Origin of the sequence: Variovorax restrictus, from assembly GCF_051216715.1 — a bacterium.
GTDB lineage: Bacteria > Pseudomonadota > Gammaproteobacteria > Burkholderiales > Burkholderiaceae_C > Variovorax.
In genome coordinates this window covers 2,878,528-2,896,897 of the sequence record NZ_JBPJZH010000001.1, presented here as the reverse complement: position 1 = coordinate 2,896,897, position 18,370 = coordinate 2,878,528, and the positions used below count along the sequence as shown (strand labels likewise).

General features: G+C 66.2%; 16 protein-coding genes. 15 read left to right on the top strand and 1 reads right to left on the bottom strand.

Going from position 1 to position 18,370, the window contains the following annotated elements:
- Window positions 1-9 precede the first annotated feature (9 nt).
- From nuoL to rfbC, 10 genes are all read left to right on the top strand, one after another.
- Complete coding sequence (nuoL, locus tag ACSFA0_RS13660; RefSeq protein ID WP_435450706.1) at window positions 10-2,055, top strand: NADH-quinone oxidoreductase subunit L; 2,046 nt, start codon at window positions 10-12, stop codon at window positions 2,053-2,055.
- A 25-nt stretch (window positions 2,056-2,080) separates the two neighbouring features.
- A complete protein-coding gene (locus tag ACSFA0_RS13655; RefSeq protein ID WP_435450705.1) occupies window positions 2,081-3,556 on the top strand; it encodes an NADH-quinone oxidoreductase subunit M in 1,476 nt (491 codons plus the stop codon).
- Between the two features lie 24 nt (window positions 3,557-3,580).
- A complete protein-coding gene (gene nuoN, locus ACSFA0_RS13650) occupies window positions 3,581-5,068 on the top strand; it encodes an NADH-quinone oxidoreductase subunit NuoN (protein WP_435450704.1) in 1,488 nt (495 codons plus the stop codon).
- Between the two features lie 7 nt (window positions 5,069-5,075).
- Window positions 5,076-5,384, top strand: coding sequence for a DUF2818 family protein (locus ACSFA0_RS13645; protein ID WP_435450703.1), 309 nt, complete (start codon window positions 5,076-5,078; stop codon window positions 5,382-5,384).
- A 4-nt stretch (window positions 5,385-5,388) separates the two neighbouring features.
- On the top strand, window positions 5,389-5,979 hold the full coding sequence (locus ACSFA0_RS13640; RefSeq protein ID WP_435450702.1) for an NUDIX domain-containing protein: 591 nt from the start codon (window positions 5,389-5,391) through the stop codon (window positions 5,977-5,979).
- 11 nt (window positions 5,980-5,990) lie between these two features.
- Window positions 5,991-6,437: a DUF1178 family protein gene (locus ACSFA0_RS13635; protein ID WP_435450701.1), complete on the top strand. Its 447-nt coding sequence runs from the start codon at window positions 5,991-5,993 to the stop codon at window positions 6,435-6,437.
- Window positions 6,438-6,627: 190 nt separating this feature from the next.
- Window positions 6,628-7,680 (top strand): NAD-dependent epimerase/dehydratase family protein, encoded by a 1,053-nt coding sequence (locus ACSFA0_RS13630; protein ID WP_435450700.1) that lies wholly within the window; start codon window positions 6,628-6,630, stop codon window positions 7,678-7,680.
- A 59-nt stretch (window positions 7,681-7,739) separates the two neighbouring features.
- Entirely contained in the window at window positions 7,740-8,522 is a 783-nt protein-coding gene (gene rfbF, locus ACSFA0_RS13625) for a glucose-1-phosphate cytidylyltransferase (protein WP_435450699.1), read from the top strand.
- A 48-nt stretch (window positions 8,523-8,570) separates the two neighbouring features.
- Window positions 8,571-9,887 (top strand): NAD(P)H-dependent oxidoreductase, encoded by a 1,317-nt coding sequence (locus tag ACSFA0_RS13620; RefSeq protein WP_435450698.1) that lies wholly within the window; start codon window positions 8,571-8,573, stop codon window positions 9,885-9,887.
- A gap of 47 nt (window positions 9,888-9,934) precedes the next feature.
- The gene (gene rfbC, locus ACSFA0_RS13615) at window positions 9,935-10,483 is read left to right on the top strand and encodes a dTDP-4-dehydrorhamnose 3,5-epimerase (protein ID WP_435450697.1); all 549 of its coding nucleotides are present in this window, start codon (window positions 9,935-9,937) and stop codon (window positions 10,481-10,483) included.
- Window positions 10,484-10,492: 9 nt separating this feature from the next.
- Here rfbC and ACSFA0_RS13610 read toward each other — a convergent pair whose 3' ends face one another.
- Complete coding sequence (locus ACSFA0_RS13610; RefSeq protein WP_435450696.1) at window positions 10,493-12,301, bottom strand: ABC transporter transmembrane domain-containing protein; 1,809 nt, start codon at window positions 12,299-12,301, stop codon at window positions 10,493-10,495.
- A gap of 78 nt (window positions 12,302-12,379) precedes the next feature.
- Here ACSFA0_RS13610 and ACSFA0_RS13605 point away from each other — a divergent pair, with 78 nt between their 5' ends.
- From ACSFA0_RS13605 to ACSFA0_RS13585, 5 genes are all read left to right on the top strand, one after another.
- On the top strand, window positions 12,380-12,910 hold the full coding sequence (locus ACSFA0_RS13605; RefSeq protein WP_435450695.1) for a MarR family winged helix-turn-helix transcriptional regulator: 531 nt from the start codon (window positions 12,380-12,382) through the stop codon (window positions 12,908-12,910).
- Window positions 12,907-14,379, top strand: a complete 1,473-nt coding sequence (locus ACSFA0_RS13600) for an efflux transporter outer membrane subunit (RefSeq protein WP_435450694.1) — start codon at window positions 12,907-12,909, stop codon at window positions 14,377-14,379. Before ACSFA0_RS13605 ends, ACSFA0_RS13600 begins: the two co-directional genes overlap by 4 nt.
- 59 nt (window positions 14,380-14,438) lie before the next feature.
- Window positions 14,439-15,794, top strand: a complete 1,356-nt coding sequence (locus ACSFA0_RS13595; RefSeq protein WP_435450693.1) for an HlyD family secretion protein — start codon at window positions 14,439-14,441, stop codon at window positions 15,792-15,794.
- A gap of 15 nt (window positions 15,795-15,809) precedes the next feature.
- The gene (locus ACSFA0_RS13590) at window positions 15,810-17,369 is read left to right on the top strand and encodes a DHA2 family efflux MFS transporter permease subunit (RefSeq protein WP_435450692.1); all 1,560 of its coding nucleotides are present in this window, start codon (window positions 15,810-15,812) and stop codon (window positions 17,367-17,369) included.
- A 184-nt stretch (window positions 17,370-17,553) separates the two neighbouring features.
- A complete protein-coding gene (locus ACSFA0_RS13585) occupies window positions 17,554-18,324 on the top strand; it encodes an ABC transporter ATP-binding protein (protein ID WP_435450691.1) in 771 nt (256 codons plus the stop codon).
- The last annotated feature ends 46 nt before the right edge of the window (window positions 18,325-18,370 follow it).

Sequence of the window (18,370 nt, the reverse complement as noted above, 5' to 3'; positions counted from 1 at the left end):
GGCTTTCTCATGAGCGCAACACTCTCCGCATCCACGCTGCTGGCGGTCCCGATGGCACCGCTGGTCGGCGCTGCACTGGCGGGCCTCTTCGGCACGAAATTCGGTGGCAACCACATCGGCCGCAAGGTCACGCATTCGCTGACCATCCTCGGCGTCGCCATCGCCTTCCTGATCTCGGTCATGACGCTCAAGAGCGTGGTCGTCGACGGCGCGCGTTTCAACGCCACGCTGTACGAATGGATGATCGTCAGCGGCCTCAAGATGGAAGTCGGCTTCCTGGTCGACGGCCTCACCGCCATGATGATGTGCGTCGTGACCTTCGTGTCGCTGATGGTCCACATCTACACCATCGGCTACATGGAAGAAGACGAGGGCTACAACCGCTTCTTCGCGTACATCTCGCTGTTCACCTTCTCGATGCTGATGCTCGTCATGAGCAATAACATGCTCCAGCTGTTCTTCGGCTGGGAGGCGGTGGGCCTGGTGTCGTACCTGCTGATCGGCTTCTGGTTCAACAAGCCGACCGCGATCTTCGCGAACATGAAGGCTTTCCTGGTCAACCGCGTGGGCGACTTCGGCTTCATCCTCGGCATCGGCCTGATCGCGGCCTACGCCGGCACGCTGAACTACGGCGAAGCCTTCGCCAAGGCCGACGACCTGGCCAAGCTGACGTTCCCGGGCACGGAGTGGATGCTCGTGACCGTGATCTGCATCTGCCTGTTCATCGGCGCGATGGGCAAGAGCGCGCAGTTTCCCCTGCACGTGTGGCTGCCCGACTCGATGGAAGGCCCGACCCCCATCTCGGCGCTGATCCACGCGGCGACCATGGTGACGGCCGGCATCTTCATGGTGGCGCGCATGTCGCCGCTGTTCGAACTGAGCGACACGGCCTTGAGCTTCATCCTTGTGATCGGCTCCATCACCGCACTGTTCATGGGCTTCCTGGGCATCATCCAGAACGACATCAAGCGCGTGGTCGCGTACTCGACGCTTTCGCAGCTCGGCTACATGACGGTCGCGCTGGGCGCCTCGGCCTATTCGGTCGCGGTGTTCCACCTGATGACGCACGCGTTCTTCAAGGCGCTGCTGTTCCTCGGTGCCGGCTCGGTGATCATCGGCATGCACCACAACCAGGACATCCGCTGGATGGGTGGTGTGCGCAAGTACATGCCGATCACCTGGATCACCTCGCTGTTGGGCTCGCTCGCACTGATCGGCACGCCGCTGTTCTCGGGTTTCTACTCGAAGGACAGCATCATCGAAGCGGTGCACGAGAGCCAACTGTGGGGTGCCGGCTTCGCCAACTTCGCAGTGCTGGCGGGCGTGTTCGTCACGGCCTTCTATTCGTTCCGCATGTACTTCCTCGTGTTTCACGGCAAGGAGCGTTACGACCAGAACCCGGACGCGCACCACGATGCGCATGCGCACGACGACCATGGCCATGGCGATCACGGCCACGGCCATGACGCCCACAAGCCGCACGAGTCGCCCTGGGTGGTCTGGCTGCCGCTGGTGTTGCTGGCCATTCCTTCGGTGGTGATCGGATTCATCACGATCCAGCCGATGCTCTATGGCGAGTTCTTCAAGGACGCTATCTTCTTCAATCTCGACAAGCATCCTGCGATGCGCGAGATGGCAGAAGCGTTCCACGGTCCCTGGGCCATGGCGGTGCACGGCCTGACGACGATGCCGTTCTGGCTGGCCTTGGCTGGCGTGGTGGCTTCGTACTACATGTACATGATCAATCCGGCCCTGCCTGCTGCGATCAAGCGCGGCTTCGGCCCGGTCTATCGCCTGCTCGAGAACAAGTACTACCTTGACTGGATCAACGAGAACATCGTGGCGCGTGGCGCCCGTGCGCTCGGTACCGCCTTCTGGAAGGGCGGCGACCAGGCCCTGATCGACGGTGCCGTTGTGAACGGCTCCTGGAAGCTCATCGGCCGCATCGCCGGCGTGGTGCGCTGGATGCAGTCGGGCTACATCTACCACTACGCGTTCGCGATGTTGCTGGGCGTTTTCGTGCTCATGACGTACTTCGTCTGGTTCAACAAGTAAGCGTGCGCGCTGGAGAAAAAGAAAAATGGGTTTGTTGAGCCTTGCCATCTGGGTGCCGATCGCCTTCGGCGTCCTGCTCCTGGCCATCGGCCGTGACGACCGTGCGAACCTGGTTCGCTGGATCGCGCTGGTCGGTGCCATCGTGAGCTTCCTGGTCACGATTCCGCTGTACACACGTTTCCAGCTCGGCACCGCGTCGATGCAGTTCGTCGAGAAGTTCAGCTGGATCCAGCGCTTCAACGTGAGCTATCACCTGGGCGTCGACGGTCTGTCGGTCTGGATGGTGCTGCTGACCGCCTTCATCACGGTGATCGTCGTGATTTCGGCGTGGGAGGTGATCACCGAGCGCGTGAGCCAGTACTTCGGTGCCTTCCTGATCCTGTCGGGCCTGATGGTCGGCGTGTTCTCGGCGCTCGACGGCATCCTGTTCTACGTCTTCTTCGAAGCCACGCTGATCCCGATGTACCTGATCATCGGCATCTGGGGCGGCCCGAACAAGATCTACGCGGCCTTCAAGTTCTTCTTGTACACGCTGCTCGGCTCGCTGCTCATGCTGGTCGCGCTGATCTACCTGTACAACAAATCGGGTGGCAGCTTCGACATCCTCACTTGGCACCAGCTGCCGCTGGCGAGCGGTGCGCAGAGCTTCCTGTTCTTCGCCTTCTTCGCGGCCTTCGCGGTGAAGGTGCCGATGTTCCCGTTCCATACCTGGCTGCCCGATGTGCACGTCGAGGCACCCACCGGCGGCTCCGCCGTGCTGGCCGCGATCATGCTGAAGCTCGGTGCCTACGGCTTCCTGCGCTTCTCGATGCCGATCGCCCCCGACGCCTCGCGCGAGTGGGCTTGGCTGATGATCGGTCTGTCGCTGATTGCCGTGATCTACGTCGGCTTGGTCGCGCTGGTGCAGAGGGACATGAAGAAGCTGGTGGCCTATTCATCGGTGGCCCACATGGGCTTCGTGACGCTCGGCTTCTTCATCTTCAACGAACTGGGTGTGTCCGGCGGCATCGTGCAGATGATTGCGCACGGCTTCGTCTCGGCGGCGATGTTCCTGGGCATCGGCGTGTTGTACGACCGCATGCACTCGCGCCAGATCGCCGACTACGGCGGCGTGGTCAACACCATGCCCAAGTTCGCTGCCTTCGCGCTGCTCTTCGCCATGGCCAACTGCGGCCTGCCGGGCACCGCCGGTTTCGTGGGCGAGTGGATGGTGATCCTCGGTGCGGTCAAGGCCAACTTCTGGGTCGGCTTCGGTGCCGCCACGGCGCTGATCTTCGGCGCCGCCTACACGCTGTGGATGTACAAGCGCGTCTACCTGGGCCCGGTGGGCAACGACCACGTGAAGGAACTCAAAGACATCAACGCCCGCGAGTTCCTGATCCTGGGGCTGCTGGCCGTCGCCGTGCTGTGGATGGGCCTCTTTCCGAAGCCTTTCACCGATGTGATGGATGCGTCCGTGGTCGACCTGCTGCGCCACGTCGCCGTGTCGAAGCTCCCCTGAAATCCACGCTGACAAGAGAACGAGATGATTGACAAACTCAGCTGGATGACGATCTACCCCGAAGTGGTGCTGCTGGTCATGACCTGCATCATTGCACTGGTGGATCTGTCGACGACCGGCGCACGCCGCACCCGCACCTACATTCTGTCCTTGCTCACGCTGGCGGTGGTGGCCGCGTTGACGGGCCTCAACGCCTATAACGGTCAGACCGTCTACGGCTTCGGCGGCCTGGTGGTGAGCGACCCGATGGGCAACTGGCTCAAGTGCTTCGCGACCGTCGCGCTGATGGTGACGCTGGTCTACGGCCGACCTTATGCGGCGGACCGCGGCATGCTGCGAGGCGGCGAGATGTTCACGCTCAGCATGTTCTCGCTGCTGGGCGGATTCGTGATGATCTCGGGCAGCAACTTCCTGATGATCTACCTCGGCCTGGAGCTGCTCACGCTCTCCAGCTATGCCCTGGTGGCGCTGCGCCGCGACAACGCGACCGCCAGCGAAGCAGCCATGAAGTACTTCGTGCTCGGCGCCATGGCCAGCGGCTTTCTGCTGTACGGCATGTCGATGATGTACGGCGCGACCGGGTCGCTCGACATCAACGAAGTGTTCCAGGCCATCGCCAGCCGCAAGGTGAACCATCAGGTGCTGGTGTTCGGCCTGGTCTTCATCGTGGCCGGGCTGGCGTTCAAGGTCGGTGCCGCCCCGTTCCACATGTGGGTGCCGGACGTGTACCAGGGTGCGCCGACGGCCGTCACCCTGCTGATTGGCGCTGCGCCCGAACTGGCGGCCTTCGCCATCATCATCCGCCTGCTGGTGGAGGGCATGCTCCCGCTGGCCATCGATTGGCAGCAGATGTTGGCGGTGCTCGCCATCGCGTCGCTGGTGGTGGGCAATCTGGCGGCCATCGCGCAGACCAACCTCAAGCGCATGCTGGCCTACTCGACCATCGCGCAGATGGGCTTCATGCTGCTGGGCCTGGTGGCGGGTGTCGTCAACGGCAACACCTACAACGCGCAGTTCGCGTACAGCGCCTCGATGTTCTACGTCGTGACCTACGTGCTGACCACGCTCGCGAGCTTCGGCATCATCCTGCTGCTGGCGCGTGAAGGCTTCGAGAGCGAAGAGATCACCGACCTCGCGGGCCTCAACCAGCGCAGTCCGCTGTATGCCGGCGTGATGGCCATCGCCATGTTCTCGCTGGCCGGCCTGCCGCCGCTGGTCGGCTTCTATGCCAAGCTCGCCGTGCTGCAGGCGCTCATCGCGTCGGGGCAGGCGATCTACATCGGCCTGGCCGTGTTCGCGGTGGTGATGTCGCTGATTGGCGCCTTCTACTACCTGCGCATCGTGAAGGTCATGTACTTCGACGCACCGGTCACCGCGACCACCGTGTCGGCGCCGCGTGACGTGCGTGCCGTGCTGACGCTCAACGGCGCGCTCATCCTGATTCTGGGCATCGTGCCCGGTGGCCTGATGACGCTGTGCGCCCAGGCCATCGTCGCCACGCTGGCGAACTGACGCCCGCGTGTCGCAGAGCGCTTCCGTCTGGTTGGTTCTGCTGCTGGCCCTGGTGGCGGCGAACCTGCCGTTCGTCAACGAGCGACTGTTGGCCGTCATTCCGGCCGGAGTCAGTGGCAGGAAGTCACTGTCGACTCGGTTGGCCGAACTCGTGATCCTCTACTTCATCGTCGGCGGCATCGGTTTGCTGTTCGAGCGCCGGGTCGGGCAGATCGCACCGCAAGGCTGGGAGTTCTACGCCGTCACCGGTGCGCTGTTCATCGTGTTGGCCTTTCCTGGCTTCACCTGGCGCTATCTGCTCAAACACAGGAACTGACCCCATGGACGATGCGCATCTGAAGGAAGAGGGCCTCTCGAGCGAATTGCTGTTCCAGGGCAATTTTCTCCATGCCAAGCGCGACACCGTGCGCCTGCCCGACGGCCAGACGGCCACGCGCGAATATGTGATCCATCCGGGTGCCGTGGTGGTGGTGCCGCTGCTGGACGACGGCCGCGTCGTGCTCGAGCGCCAGTATCGCTACCCGGTGGGTCAGGTGATGACCGAGTTCCCGGCCGGCAAGCTCGATGCGGGCGAGTCGCCACTGGTCTGCGGCCAGCGCGAACTGCTGGAAGAAACCGGCTACACCGCGCGTGAGTGGGCCTATGCCGGCCTGATGCATCTGGCCGTCGGCTATTCGACGGAGATCATCCACATCTTCTTTGCGCGCGGGCTGACGCTCGGCGATCGCCAGCTCGACCATGGCGAGTTCGTCGACGTGTTCACCGCCACGCCGCAGGAGCTGTTCGATGGCTGCCGCGACGGCCGCGTGACCGACGCCAAGACGCACAGCTGCATGGTGTGGCTGCAAAATGTCCTGTCGGGCGCATGGACGCTCGACTGGCAGGCCCCGCCGGCCCTGAGCGGCGGCTGATCATTGCCGGCATGAAGGTTCTCGACCTCCGATGCCCCCAGGGCCATGCCTTCGAAGGCTGGTTCGCGTCCAACGAGGCCTTCGAAGAACAGCGCGCGACCGGCCTGATCGCTTGCCCGATGTGCGGCGACACCGTCGTCACCAAGCTGCTGTCCGCGCCGCGGCTCAACCTGAGCGGCGCGAAAGCGCCCGAGGCTTCGGCCGCACCCGCCACCGCCGTGGCCACCGCGGACTCGCCCGAGGCACGCTGGATGCGCGCCGTGCGCGAGGTGTTGGCGAAGACCGAGGACGTCGGCGGTCGTTTTGCCGAAGAGGCGCGCCGCATGCACTACGGCGAGACGGCCGAGCGCGGTATTCGCGGCACGGCGTCGGCGGAGGAGGCTGCGTCGCTGCACGAGGAGGGTGTTCCCTTCATTGGCATCGCGGTGCCAGACGCGCTGAAAAGCGGCTCGCACTGAGCGACGGGGTCCCGGTCCCAGACACCGAAGGAATGCACGTTCGCGCCTCTTATATTTTGATAAGGGCGCTTGTTCGAGTATTACTTTTGTGTACACTTTTGACAAACAAACGTAAATGTCTCCGGCCGCGCACCATGGCCGGTGAAGGTTTGACGTTCATCCCAACACGCAACCTCGAGTATCCAACGCCATGAAGATCCTGATCACCGGCAATATGGGCTACGTCGGCTCGGCCCTGTCGAAATACCTGCGCACCGCCCGACCTGACGCCGTTCTCCACGGCTTCGACAACGGCTACTTCAGCCATGGCCTCACCGGCACCACCGTGATGCCGGAGCGCAGCCTCGACGCCCAGTTCCACGGCGACGTCCGTCAGCTGGCCCCTGAATTCCTGCAGGGCTACGACGCCGTCGTGCAGCTGGCGGCCATCTCCAACGACCCGATGGGCGACCGCTTCGTCGACCCGACGATGGCCATCAACCAGGGCGCCGCCGTGTCGATCGCCAAGGCGGCGGCGGCTGCCGGCGTGAAGAACTTCGTCTTCGCGTCGAGCTGCAGCGTGTACGGCGTGGCCGTGGGCGGTGCGCGCAAGGAAACCGACGGGCTCAACCCTGTCACGGCCTATGCGAAGTCGAAGATCGGCACCGAGCGCGAGCTGGCCGAACTCGACACCGACATGACCATCTCCTGCCTGCGCTTCGCGACGGCCTGCGGCATGTCCGATCGCCTGCGGCTGGACCTCGTGCTGAACGACTTCGTGGCCGGTGCGCTGAGCAAGGGCCAGATCACCGTGCTGTCGGACGGCTCGCCGTGGCGGCCTCTGATCGACGTGGCCGACATGGCGCGCGCCATCGACTGGGCGGTCGAACGCCCGGCCTCCAACGGCGGTCAGTACCTGGCGGTGAACGTCGGCTCCGACGACCGCAACTACCAGGTGCGCGATCTGGCCCACGCGGTGGCGGCGGCCGTGCCCGGCACCGAGGTCTCGATCAACCTGTCGGCACCGGCAGACAGCCGCTCCTACCAGGTCGACTTCGGTCTCTTCCGCTCGCTGGCCCCGCAGCATCAGCCGCTGGTGGACCTGAACGCGTCGATCCGCAACCTGATCGACGGTTTGACGCGCATGCGCTTTTCCGATGCCGACTTCCGCTCGTCCAGCCTGATTCGGCTGCATGTGCTGCAGGGGCACCTCGACGCGGGCCGCCTCAACGCGGCCTTCGAGTGGCAGCGTTTCGACGCCTGATCGTTTCGGTTCCGTCGGGTCGGTCGACCCGGCATTCATCAGTTTTCAGGAGTTCCGACATGGTCAAGGTCGTATTGCTCGCCGGCGGTTACGGCACGCGTCTCAGCGAAGAGACGACGATTCGCCCGAAGCCGCTGGTCGAGATCGGTGGCAAGCCGATCATGTGGCACATCATGAAGACGTATGCGCATTACGGCTTCAACGATTTCGTGGTGCTCGGCGGCTACAAGGTCGATGCGATCCGCGAATACTTTCTGAGCTTCCAGGGGCGCGGCAACGACTTCACCATCGACCTGGGCACCGGCAAGGTCGACTGGCTGGAGGCCAAGGCCGAGAACTGGCGCGTGACGGTGCTCGACACCGGCATCGAAACCATGACGGCAGGCCGTATCAAGCGGGCCCAGAAGCACCTGGAAAACGAGCGCTTCTGCCTGACCTACGGCGATGGTGTGGCCGACGTCGACATGGACAAGCTCATGGCCTTCCACCAGTCATCCGGTGCCCATTGCACCTTGACCGCGGTCACGCAGCCCGGCCGCTACGGCGCGCTGAATCTGACGGACGACGGCACCAAGGTGCAGGGCTTCCGCGAGAAGGGCGCCACCGATGGCGGCCTGATCAATGGCGGCTTCTTCGTCTGCGAGCCCGAGATCTTCGAGGTGATCGACGGCGATCACCAGATGTGGGAAGAGGCGCCCATGGCACGCCTCGTCGAACGCGGCAAGCTCGCGAGCTACCACCATGCCGGCTATTGGCAGAGCATGGACTCGCTGCGCGACAAGCAGGTGCTCGAAGGGCTGTGGGCCAAGGGCAATGCGCCCTGGAAGGTCTGGAAAGACTAGCGCTCCCGGCGGCGCCATCACTGCGCCGCACCAACAAAAGACAGCACCATGATCATCGTCGACACAGCATTGAAGAAGCGGCACGCCGCCGGCAAACCCATCAAGGTCGGGCTCATCGGGGCCGGCTTCCAGGGGCGCGGCATCGCGCTCCAGATCATTCAGTCGACACCCGGCATGCGCCTGTGCGCGGTGGCCAACCGTCGCATCGAACCGGCGATCGCCGCATTCACTGAGGCGGGCGTCGAGCCGGTGCGCTGCGACACCAAGCAGGCACTCGAAGACGCCATCGCGTCGGGCCAGCCGGCGGTGACCGAGGACGCACTGGCGCTCGCCACCGCCGAGGGCCTCGACGCCATCATCGAAGTCACGGGCTCGCTCGACTATGCGGCCACCGTCGTGCTCGCGGCCATCGAGGCCGGCAAGCATGTCGTGCAGATGAATGCAGAACTCGACGGCACCGTCGGCCCGATCCTCAAGCACAAGGCCGAGGCCAAGGGCGTGGTGTTCACCTTCTCCGACGGCGACCAGCCGGGCGTGCAGATGAACCTGTTCCGTTTCGTCGAAGGCATCGGTGCCAAGCCGGTGCTCTGCGGCAACATCAAGGGGCTGCACGACCCCTACCGCAATCCGACGACGCAGCGCGCCTTCGCCGAGAAGTGGGGTCAGAAGGCGGCGATGGTCGCTTCCTTCGCGGACGGCACCAAGATTTCCTTCGAGCAGGCCATCGTCGCCAACGGCACCGGCATGCAGGTGGCGCGACGCGGCATGCTCGGCCCCGATTTCTCCGGCGGCAACCCCGGCGCACCGCTGGTGCCTCTGGAAGACACCGTGGCTTCCTTCGCGGCGCACCTGGATGCGGGCGGCCCCGGCATCGTCGACTACGTGGTCGGCGCGCGACCCGGCCCCGGCGTGTTCGTGCTCGCTACGATCGGCGATGCGCGGCAGGCGCACTACCTCAACCTCTACAAGCTGGGCACCGGCCCCTACTACTGCTTCTACACGCCATACCACCTGTGCCACTTCGAGGTGCCGACCTCGGTGGCCCGGGCCGTGCTGTTCGACGACGCGGTGCTCACGCCAATTGCCGGTCCGCGCGTGGGCGTGATCGCCGTCGCCAAGAAAGACTTGGTGGCTGGCGAGCTCATCGACGAGCTCGGCGGCTTCGAGGTCTATGGCGTGGCCGAGAACATCGACGCCATCCGGGCAGAGAAGCTGCTGCCGATCGGCCTCGCCGTCGGTTGCACCGCCCGGCGTGCCATCGCCAAGGACACGCCGCTGACCTTCGCCGACGTCGACGTGCCTGCGGGCCGGCTGATTGACGCGCTCTACGCCGAGCAGGAAGCGCTGTTTGCGACGCCTGCCTGACAGCCATCCTGACCTTCGACATCCATTTCCAGACCTCCGGTGACGCCATGAAATTCCTGCCCACGACCCTCAAAGACGCCTGGGTGATCGACCTCGAGAAGCGCGGTGACGCGCGTGGCTTCTTCGCGCGCTCGATGTGCACGAAGGAGTTCGAGGAACACGGCCTGCTGACGCGCTTCGTCCAGCAGAACGTCTCGATGTCCGCGGAGAAGGGCACGCTGCGCGGCATGCACTTCCAGCGCGGCGATGCGGTCGAGGCCAAGCTGGTGCGCTGCACCCGCGGCGCGATCCTCGACGTGATCATCGACCTGCGCCACGACTCGCCGACTTATCTGAAGCACGAAGCCTTCGAGCTGACCGCGCAGAGCCATCGGCAGCTCTACGTGCCGCCGGGTTTCGCGCATTCGTTCCAGACGCTGACCGACGACATGGAAGCGACCTACCTGGTGTCCGCGCCGTACACGCCGGAAGCGGAGTGGGGCGTGCGCTATTCGGATCCGCTGTTCGCCATCTCGTGGCCGCTGCCCGTGTCGAACATCTCGGAGAAGGATGCGAACTGGCCGTTGTACGACCCTAACGCCAAGCCCTATTTCTGAAGCGCGCGTTCAGCTCCGTGCGGTGGCTGCCCCACCCGTATTGAACTGAAGCGCCGCCAGCTTCGCGTACGCGCCGCCCTGGGCCACCAGCGTGGCGTGCGTGCCCTGTTCGACGATCGCCCCCTGGTCCAGCACGATGATGCGGTCGGCCTTCTGAACGGTGGCCAGCCGGTGCGCGATCACCAGTGTCGTGCGCCCGGCCATCGCCGATTCCAGCGCCGCCTGCACCATCCGTTCGCTTTCCGCATCCAGCGCGCTGGTGGCCTCGTCGAGCAGCAGGAGCGGCGGGTTCTTGAGCATCGCCCGTGCGATCGCAATGCGTTGGCGCTGGCCGCCTGACAAGCGCACGCCGCGCTCGCCCAGGAAGGTGTCGTAACCCTCGGGCAAGGCCTTGAGGAAGTCTTCGGCATAGGCGGCGCGCGCGGCGGCGTACACCTCGTCGGCGCTCGCGTCCGGGCGGCCGTAGCGGATGTTCTCGAAGGCACTGGCGGAGAAGATCACGGCGTCCTGCGGCACCAGTCCGATGCGGTGGCGCAGATCGTCGAGCGCGAGTGCGTCGAGCGGCACGCCGTCGAGTGCGATGCGGCCGGTGCCCGGGTCGTAGTAGCGCAGCAGCAGCTGGAACACCGTGCTCTTGCCGGCGCCGCTCGCGCCCACCAACGCCACGGTTTCACCGGGCGCCACCTGCAGGCTGAAGTCGCGCAACGCGGGTGTGAGGGGCCGCGACGGGTAGTGGAAGGTCACGGCGTCGAAGCCCACGCCGCTGCCGGCCGGCGGCACCGGGGCGGCGACCGGTTGCGTTGGCGACGCGACGGCCGAGCGGGCGTGCAGCAGTTCCATCAGCCGCTCGGTGGCGCCCGCAGCGCGCAACAGGTCGCCATAGACCTCGCCGAGCACGGCAGCGGCGCCGGCCAGGATGATCACGTACACCACCGTCTCGCCCAGGTGGCCCGCGGTGATCGTGCCCTGCAGCACCGCCTGTGTGCCCTGGTACAGGCCCCACAGCAATGCAGCGGAGGTCGCGATGATGATGAAGGCGACCAGCACCGAGCGCGCCTTGGCGCGACGTACAGCGGTGCGGAAGGCGTTGTCCGTCGAGGCATCGAAGCGGGCCGCCTCGCGCGTCTCGGCGGTGTAGCTTTGCACCACGGGGATGGCGTTCAGCACCTCGGCCGCGATGGCGCTCGAGTCGGCCACGCGGTCCTGGCTGGCGCGCGACAGCTTGCGCACGCGGCGGCCGAACCACATGCTCGGCAGCACCACCAGCACCAGCACGCCCAGCACCTGGCCCATCACATAGGGGTTGGTCCACACCAGCATCCCCAGTGCGCCGATGCCCATCACCGCATTGCGCAGGCCCATGCTCAGCGACGAGCCCACCACCGTCTGCACCAACGTCGTGTCGGCCGTCAGGCGCGACAGCACCTCGCCGGTCTGCGTCGTCTCGAAGAACTGCGGGCTCTGGCGCAGTACGTGTGCGTAGACCGCATTGCGCAGGTTGGCCGTGATGCGTTCGCCCAGCCAGCTCACCGTGTAGAAGCGCGCCGCCGAGAACAGCCCGAGCGCCACGGCCACGCCGAAGAGGGCGAAGAAGTGGTCGCGCAGCGCCATCGTCTGCGCGCCGCGGTCCGTGGTGACCAGCCCGCCGTCGATCAGCCGCCGCAAGGCCAGCGGAAACACCAGCGTGGCGCCGGCTGCCGCCAGCAGGAAGACCGCTGCGAGCGCGATCTGCCAGCGGTACGGCCGAAGAAAGGGAACGAGGCCCGACAGGGATTTCGGAGAGCCTTTTGCAGGCATGCGGGGAGCGGAGACGGCCATTCGCCGATTCTACTGACCGGTTGCCCTTGCAAAGGAAGCCTTGACAGTAATTGCCTAGGCAACTAACATCGCGCTCCGATGAACAAGCCCAATCCCTTGCAGGAAGCCGTCGCCGCCCCAGCGACGCCGAAGGTGCCGACCTTCTATTCGGCGCACACCTACCGCGCGGAGGAGAGCGTGGGCTACCTGATGCGGCGCATCATGACGGCCGTGGCGCAGGCGGTGGACAGCCAGATGTCGGAGCCGGGTGGCCCCACCTACCCGCAGTGGCTGCCCTTGCACAAGCTGGAGGTGGGCGCAGCCACCACCGTGGCCGAACTCGCGCGCGAATGCCTGCTGGATGCCGGCGCGATGACGCGGCTGCTCGACCGGCTCGAAGCCAAGGGTCTGTGCCGGCGCGTGCGTTCGGTGGAGGACCGCCGGGTCGTCCACATCGAGTTGACCGACGAAGGCCGGGTGGCCGCACAACAGGTGCCTGAAATCCTCAGCCGGGTGCAGAACGAACACCTCGCGGGCTTCAGCGAAGCCGAGTGGGAGCAGCTCAAGAGCTACCTGCGGCGCATCCTCGACAACGCACAGGCCTTGTCGGCCCGTGGAGAAAAAAAATGACCCGTCCGTTTTCCATGCTCCGTCGCGGCCTGACACTGCCCATGGCCGCGGTCGGGCTCGCCGTGCTCGTCGGTTGCGCTGACATGTCCGGCATCGCATCGCAGGCCAGGCTGCGCGATGCCGATTCGCTCGGCCTGAAGGCCGCTCCGTTCAGCACCGGAATCAGCGCGGTCGACGCCCGCTGGTGGCTCGGCTTCGGCGATGCGCAGCTCGATGCGCTGGTCGACGAGGCGCTGGCCGGCAGCCCGAACATCGCGATGGCGCGGGCGCGCCTGTCGCGTGCACAGGCCGCGATCGCCACGGCCGAATCGGCCGACAAGCCGCAGCTCAACGGGGCGCTCGACGCGACCCGCCAGAAGTTCAGCAGCAACTACATCTACCCCGCGCCGCTCGCCGGCTCGATCCAGGAGGTGGGCACCCTGCAGCTCAACGGCAGCTGGGAGATCGACTTCTTCGGCAAGAACCGCGCAGCGCTCGACAGCGCGCTGGGCACGTCCAACGCGGCCGCAGCCGAGGTCGATGCCGCGCGCATCCTGCTGGCCAGCAACGTCGCGCGCGGCTACATCCAGTGGGCGCGCCTGAACGACCAACTGACGGTCGCCAGGCGCACCTTGGCGCAGCGCGACGAGACGCTGAATCTGGTGCGCGACCGCGTGTCCGCCGGGCTCGACACGCGCCTCGAATTGCGCCAGAGCGAAGGCGGTTTGCCCGAGGCGCGCCAGCAGATCGAGGCGCTCGACGAGCAGATCGCGATCGCGCGACACGCGCTCGATGCGCTGGTGGCGCGCCCCGATGCCACGAAGGCGCTGACCCCGCCCAGCCTGGCGTCGCTGCACGCCGTCGCGCTGCAGCCGACCATCCCGGCCGACCTGATCGGGCGTCGCGCCGACATCGCCGCGGCGCGCTGGCGCGTCGAGGCCGCCACCGGCGATGTCGCCGGCGCGAAGACGCTGTTCTATCCCAACGTCAGTCTCACGGCCTTCGTCGGCATGCAGAGCCTGGGCCTGGACAACCTCCTGAAGTCGAACAGCGCGCAGTGGGGCGTCGGCCCGGCCATCCGCCTGCCGATCTTCGAGGGCGGACGCCTGCGCGCCAACCTGCGCGGCAAGTCGGCCGACCTCGACGCCGCCATCGAGAGCTACAACGCCAGCGTGCTCGACGCGGTGCGCGACGCGGCCGACCAGGTGAGCAGCGCGCAATCGGTGGCACGCCAGCAGGCGCAGCAGCGCGAGGCACAGGCCGCCGCCGAAGGCGCCTACGAGATCGCCGTGCAGCGTTACCGCGCCGGCCTCGGCAACTACCTCAACGTGCTGACGGCCGAATCGACCGTGCTGGCGCAACGCCGCCAGGCGGTCGACCTCGCGGCCCGTGCGCTCGAAGCGCAGGTCGGCCTGGCGCGTGCGCTGGGCGGCGGATGGCAGCCGCCCGTTGCTGTCGCCGACACCGGCAAGACCGCCACCGCGCACTGAACACATCCGGCGCGTGCTCATCGCGCGCGACCCAACGCCCGAACCCGAAGGACACTGACATGGACAACAACAACACAGTCGCCCCCTCTGCAGCAGCTGCCCCGGCCGCGAAGGCCGGCAACCCCAAACGCCGCCGCGCACTCACCGCCCTGGCGGCGGTCGTCATCGTCGCCGGCGGTGGCTGGGGCGTCTACGAATGGCTGGTGGCCAGCCACTACGAAGACACCGACAACGCCTACGTGCAGGGCAATGTCATCCAGATCACGCCGCAGGTCGGCGGCACCGTGCTGTCGATCATGGCGGACGACACCGACTTCGTTAAAGCCGGCCAGCCGCTGGTGCAACTCGACCCAGCCGATGCCAAGCTGGCACTCGCGCAGTCCGAGGCGGCGCTGGGCCAGGCGGTGCGGCAGGTGCGCACGCTCTACGCCAACAACGGTTCGCTGGCTGCGCAGGTCACGCTCAAGCAGTCTGACATCGCCAAGGCGCAAAGCGACATCGCCCGCGCGCAGGATGACCTGAAGCGCCGCCAGGCGCTCACCGGCAACGGCGCGGTGTCGAAGGAAGAGCTCAACCATTCCGAGACGGCGCTGGCCAACGCGAAGAGCGCGCTCGCCGCTGCGCAGGCCGGTGTCGTGTCGGCCCGCGAGCAGCTCGCCAGCAACCAGTCGCTGACCGAAGGCACCAGCGTCGAGCAGCACCCGAACGTGTTGGCCGCCGCCGCCAAGGTGCGCGAGTCGTGGCTCGCGGTGCAACGCGTCGCGCTGCCGGCACCGGTCGACGGTTACGTGGCCAAGCGCACGGTGCAGCTCGGTCAGCGCGTCTCGGCCGGCACGCCGATGATGTCGATCGTGCCGCTCGATCAGCTGTGGGTCGATGCCAACTTCAAGGAAGTCCAGCTGCGCAACATCCGCATCGGCCAGCCCGTCAAGCTCGTGGCCGACTTGTATGGCGAGAAGGTCGAATACGACGGGAAGGTGGCCGGCCTCGGCGTGGGCACCGGGGCGGCCTTTGCGCTGTTGCCGGCGCAGAACGCCACCGGCAACTGGATCAAGGTGGTGCAGCGCGTGCCGGTGCGCATCGCGCTCGACGCGGAGCAACTCAAGGCCCATCCGCTGCGCGTCGGTCTGTCGATGGATGCCGAGGTCGACGTCACCGACAAGGGCGGCAAGGCGCTCGCCGATGCACCGCGCAGCACGGCCTTCGCGCAGACGCAGGCGTATGCGAATGTCGACCGTGACGCCGAGGCCGATGCCGATGTCGCCCGCATCATCGCGGCCAACCTCGGCCGCCCCGTGAAGCCGCAAGCTGCGGCGTCGGCGCCGGGCGACAGCAAGCCGTCGACCAGCCTGCACCCGGCCGCGCAGCACGGGCATGGCGCCACGCTGGCCATGCACCACGCCGCGCGCGGCTGATCGCTGGCCCGCCCCATGGCCACCACTGCCGCACCCGCTGCCCATCCGCCACTGGAAGGTTCCGCGCGCATCCTCGGGACGATCGCGCTGTCCGCGGCGACCTTCATGAACGTGCTCGACACGTCGATCGCGAACGTCTCGCTGCCCGCCATTTCGGGGGACCTCGGCGTGAGCTCGACGCAGGGCACCTGGGTCATCACCAGCTTCGCCGTGGCGAACGCCATCGCCGTGCCGCTCACCGGCTGGCTCACGCAGCGCTTCGGGCAAGTGCGCCTGTTCATGCTCAGCATCCTGCTGTTCGTGATCAGCTCCTGGCTGTGCGGGCTGGCGCCGAACATGAGTACGCTGATCTTTTTCCGTGCCGTGCAGGGCTTCGTCGCCGGGCCGATGATCCCGCTGTCGCAGACGCTGCTGCTGGCGAGCTACCCGCGCGCGCTGGCCGGGACGGCGATGGCGATGTGGGCCATGACGACGCTGGTCGCGCCCGTCATGGGGCCGCTGCTGGGCGGCTGGATCACCGACAACGTCTCCTGGCCGTGGATCTTCTACATCAACATCCCGGTGGGCCTGCTGGCCGCAGGCATCACCTGGTCGATCTACCGCAAGCGCGACAGCCAGATCAAGCGCCTGCCGATCGATGGTGTCGGCCTGGCACTGCTGGTGCTGTGGGTCGGCGCCATGCAGCTGATGCTCGACAAGGGCAAGGAGCTCGACTGGTTCCATTCGCCGGCGATCGTGACGATGGCCGTGGTGGCGGTGGTGGGCTTCGTCTTCTTCATCATCTGGGAGCTGACGGACGAGCACCCGGTGGTCGACCTGTCGCTCTTCAAGCGACGCAACTTCTGGTCGGGTGCGGTGGCGACCGCGGTGGCCTACGGGCTGTTCTTCGGCAACCTCGTGCTGATGCCGCTGTGGCTGCAGCAGTACATGGGCTACACCGCAACGCAGGCGGGCATGGTGCTGGCGCCGGTCGGCGCGTTCGCCATCGTGCTGTCGCCGATCGTCGGCATGACGGTGGCGAAAGTCGACCCGCGTCGTTATGCGACCTTCTCTTTCCTCGTGTTCGCGCTGGTGCTGTGGATGCGGTCCAACTTCAACACGCAGGCCGACATCGGCACCATCATGATCCCGACGATCATCCAGGGCATCGCGATGGCCTTCTTCTTCATCCCGCTGGTGACGCTCACGTTGTCGGGGTTGACGCCCGACCGCATTCCGGCCGCCTCGGGTTTGTCGAACTTCCTGCGCATCACGGCCGGCGCCATCGGCACGTCCGTCGTCACGACCGTTTGGGACAACCGCGCGACCGTGCACCACGCGCAGCTCGCGGAGTCGATCAATCCCGGCAACGCGACGGCGATGGCGACCATGAACAGCCTGAGCAACAGCGGCTTGAGCACCGACCAGGTGCTCGCGCAGATCAATCGGCTGATCGATCAGCAGGCGTTCATGCTCGCATCGAACGACGTGTTCTATGCCTCGGCCGTGCTGTTCGTCTTTCTGATCCCGCTGGTCTGGCTGGCGCGGCCGCAGATGGGCGGCAGCGGCGGCGATGCGGCTGCGGGCGCGCATTGACCAGCCTGACGCTGCGCTGACAGCCGTGCGCCTGAAACGCGCGTAGGTTGCAGTGCAGCATAGGCATTTGCCCCAGTAGGCACGGGGGAGGGGGTCGCCAACAATGCGGTCGCGCTCAAGGTGGGCGCGAACAGATGCACCGCATGACCGATTTTCCCTTCCAGCCTTCGGGCTCCCGCGCGAGATGAGCGACATCATTCTCGAGACGCGCCAGCTCACCAAGGAATTCAAGGGCTTCACCGCGGTCAGCAAGGTCGACCTCAATGTGGTGCGTGGGTCCATCCACGCGCTCATCGGCCCCAATGGCGCGGGCAAGACGACCTGCTTCAACCTGCTGACGAAGTTCCTGGAGCCGACCTCCGGCACCATCCTGTTCAACGGCCACGACATCACGGGCGAGCGCCCTGCGCAGATCGCGCGGCGCGGCATCATCCGCTCGTTCCAGATCTCGGCGGTGTTCCCGCATCTCACGTTGCTCGAGAACGTACGCCTCGGCCTGCAGCGCGCGCTGGGCACGTCGTACCACTTCTGGAAGAGCGAGCGGTCGCTCAAGCCGCTCGACATCCGCGCCCGTGGGCTGCTGGCCGAGGTCGGCCTCGACGACCTCGCCGACGAGCTCACGGTGAACCTGCCGTACGGCCGCAAGCGTGCGCTCGAGATCGCGACCACGCTGGCGATGGAGCCCGAACTGATGCTGCTCGACGAGCCCACGCAAGGCATGGGCCATGAAGACGTGCACCGCGTGGCCGAACTCATCAAGCGCGTGTCGGTCGGGCGCACCATCCTCATGGTCGAGCACAACATGAGCGTGGTGTCGACCATCGCCGACACCATCACGGTGCTGCAACGTGGCGCGGTGCTGGCCGAAGGGCCGTACGCCGAGGTCTCCCGCAACCCGCAGGTGATGGAGGCCTACATGGGCACCACCGACGGCCAACTGCAGGGAGCTCATTGATGACCCCCACGCTCCTCACTTCGTGTAGTTCGCTGCCCCCCGAGGG

Excerpts from the sequence above, each read along its gene's own strand:
- ACSFA0_RS13595 (WP_435450693.1), top strand. The coding sequence starts at position 14,439 with ATGGACAACAACAACACAGTCGCCCCCTCTGCAGCAGCTGCCCCGGCC.
- ACSFA0_RS13640 (WP_435450702.1), top strand. The coding sequence starts at position 5,389 with ATGGACGATGCGCATCTGAAGGAAGAGGGCCTCTCGAGCGAATTGCTG.
- ACSFA0_RS13600 (WP_435450694.1), top strand. The coding sequence starts at position 12,907 with ATGACCCGTCCGTTTTCCATGCTCCGTCGCGGCCTGACACTGCCCATG.
- ACSFA0_RS13585 (WP_435450691.1), top strand. The coding sequence starts at position 17,554 with ATGAGCGACATCATTCTCGAGACGCGCCAGCTCACCAAGGAATTCAAG.
- rfbF (WP_435450699.1), top strand. The coding sequence starts at position 7,740 with ATGGTCAAGGTCGTATTGCTCGCCGGCGGTTACGGCACGCGTCTCAGC.
- nuoN (WP_435450704.1), top strand. The coding sequence starts at position 3,581 with ATGATTGACAAACTCAGCTGGATGACGATCTACCCCGAAGTGGTGCTG.
- ACSFA0_RS13620 (WP_435450698.1), top strand. The coding sequence starts at position 8,571 with ATGATCATCGTCGACACAGCATTGAAGAAGCGGCACGCCGCCGGCAAA.
- ACSFA0_RS13635 (WP_435450701.1), top strand. The coding sequence starts at position 5,991 with ATGAAGGTTCTCGACCTCCGATGCCCCCAGGGCCATGCCTTCGAAGGC.
- ACSFA0_RS13610 (WP_435450696.1), bottom strand. The coding sequence starts at position 12,301 with ATGGCCGTCTCCGCTCCCCGCATGCCTGCAAAAGGCTCTCCGAAATCC.
- ACSFA0_RS13655 (WP_435450705.1), top strand. The coding sequence starts at position 2,081 with ATGGGTTTGTTGAGCCTTGCCATCTGGGTGCCGATCGCCTTCGGCGTC.
- rfbC (WP_435450697.1), top strand. The coding sequence starts at position 9,935 with ATGAAATTCCTGCCCACGACCCTCAAAGACGCCTGGGTGATCGACCTC.
- ACSFA0_RS13630 (WP_435450700.1), top strand. The coding sequence starts at position 6,628 with ATGAAGATCCTGATCACCGGCAATATGGGCTACGTCGGCTCGGCCCTG.
- ACSFA0_RS13605 (WP_435450695.1), top strand. The coding sequence starts at position 12,380 with ATGAACAAGCCCAATCCCTTGCAGGAAGCCGTCGCCGCCCCAGCGACG.
- ACSFA0_RS13590 (WP_435450692.1), top strand. The coding sequence starts at position 15,810 with ATGGCCACCACTGCCGCACCCGCTGCCCATCCGCCACTGGAAGGTTCC.
- nuoL (WP_435450706.1), top strand. The coding sequence starts at position 10 with ATGAGCGCAACACTCTCCGCATCCACGCTGCTGGCGGTCCCGATGGCA.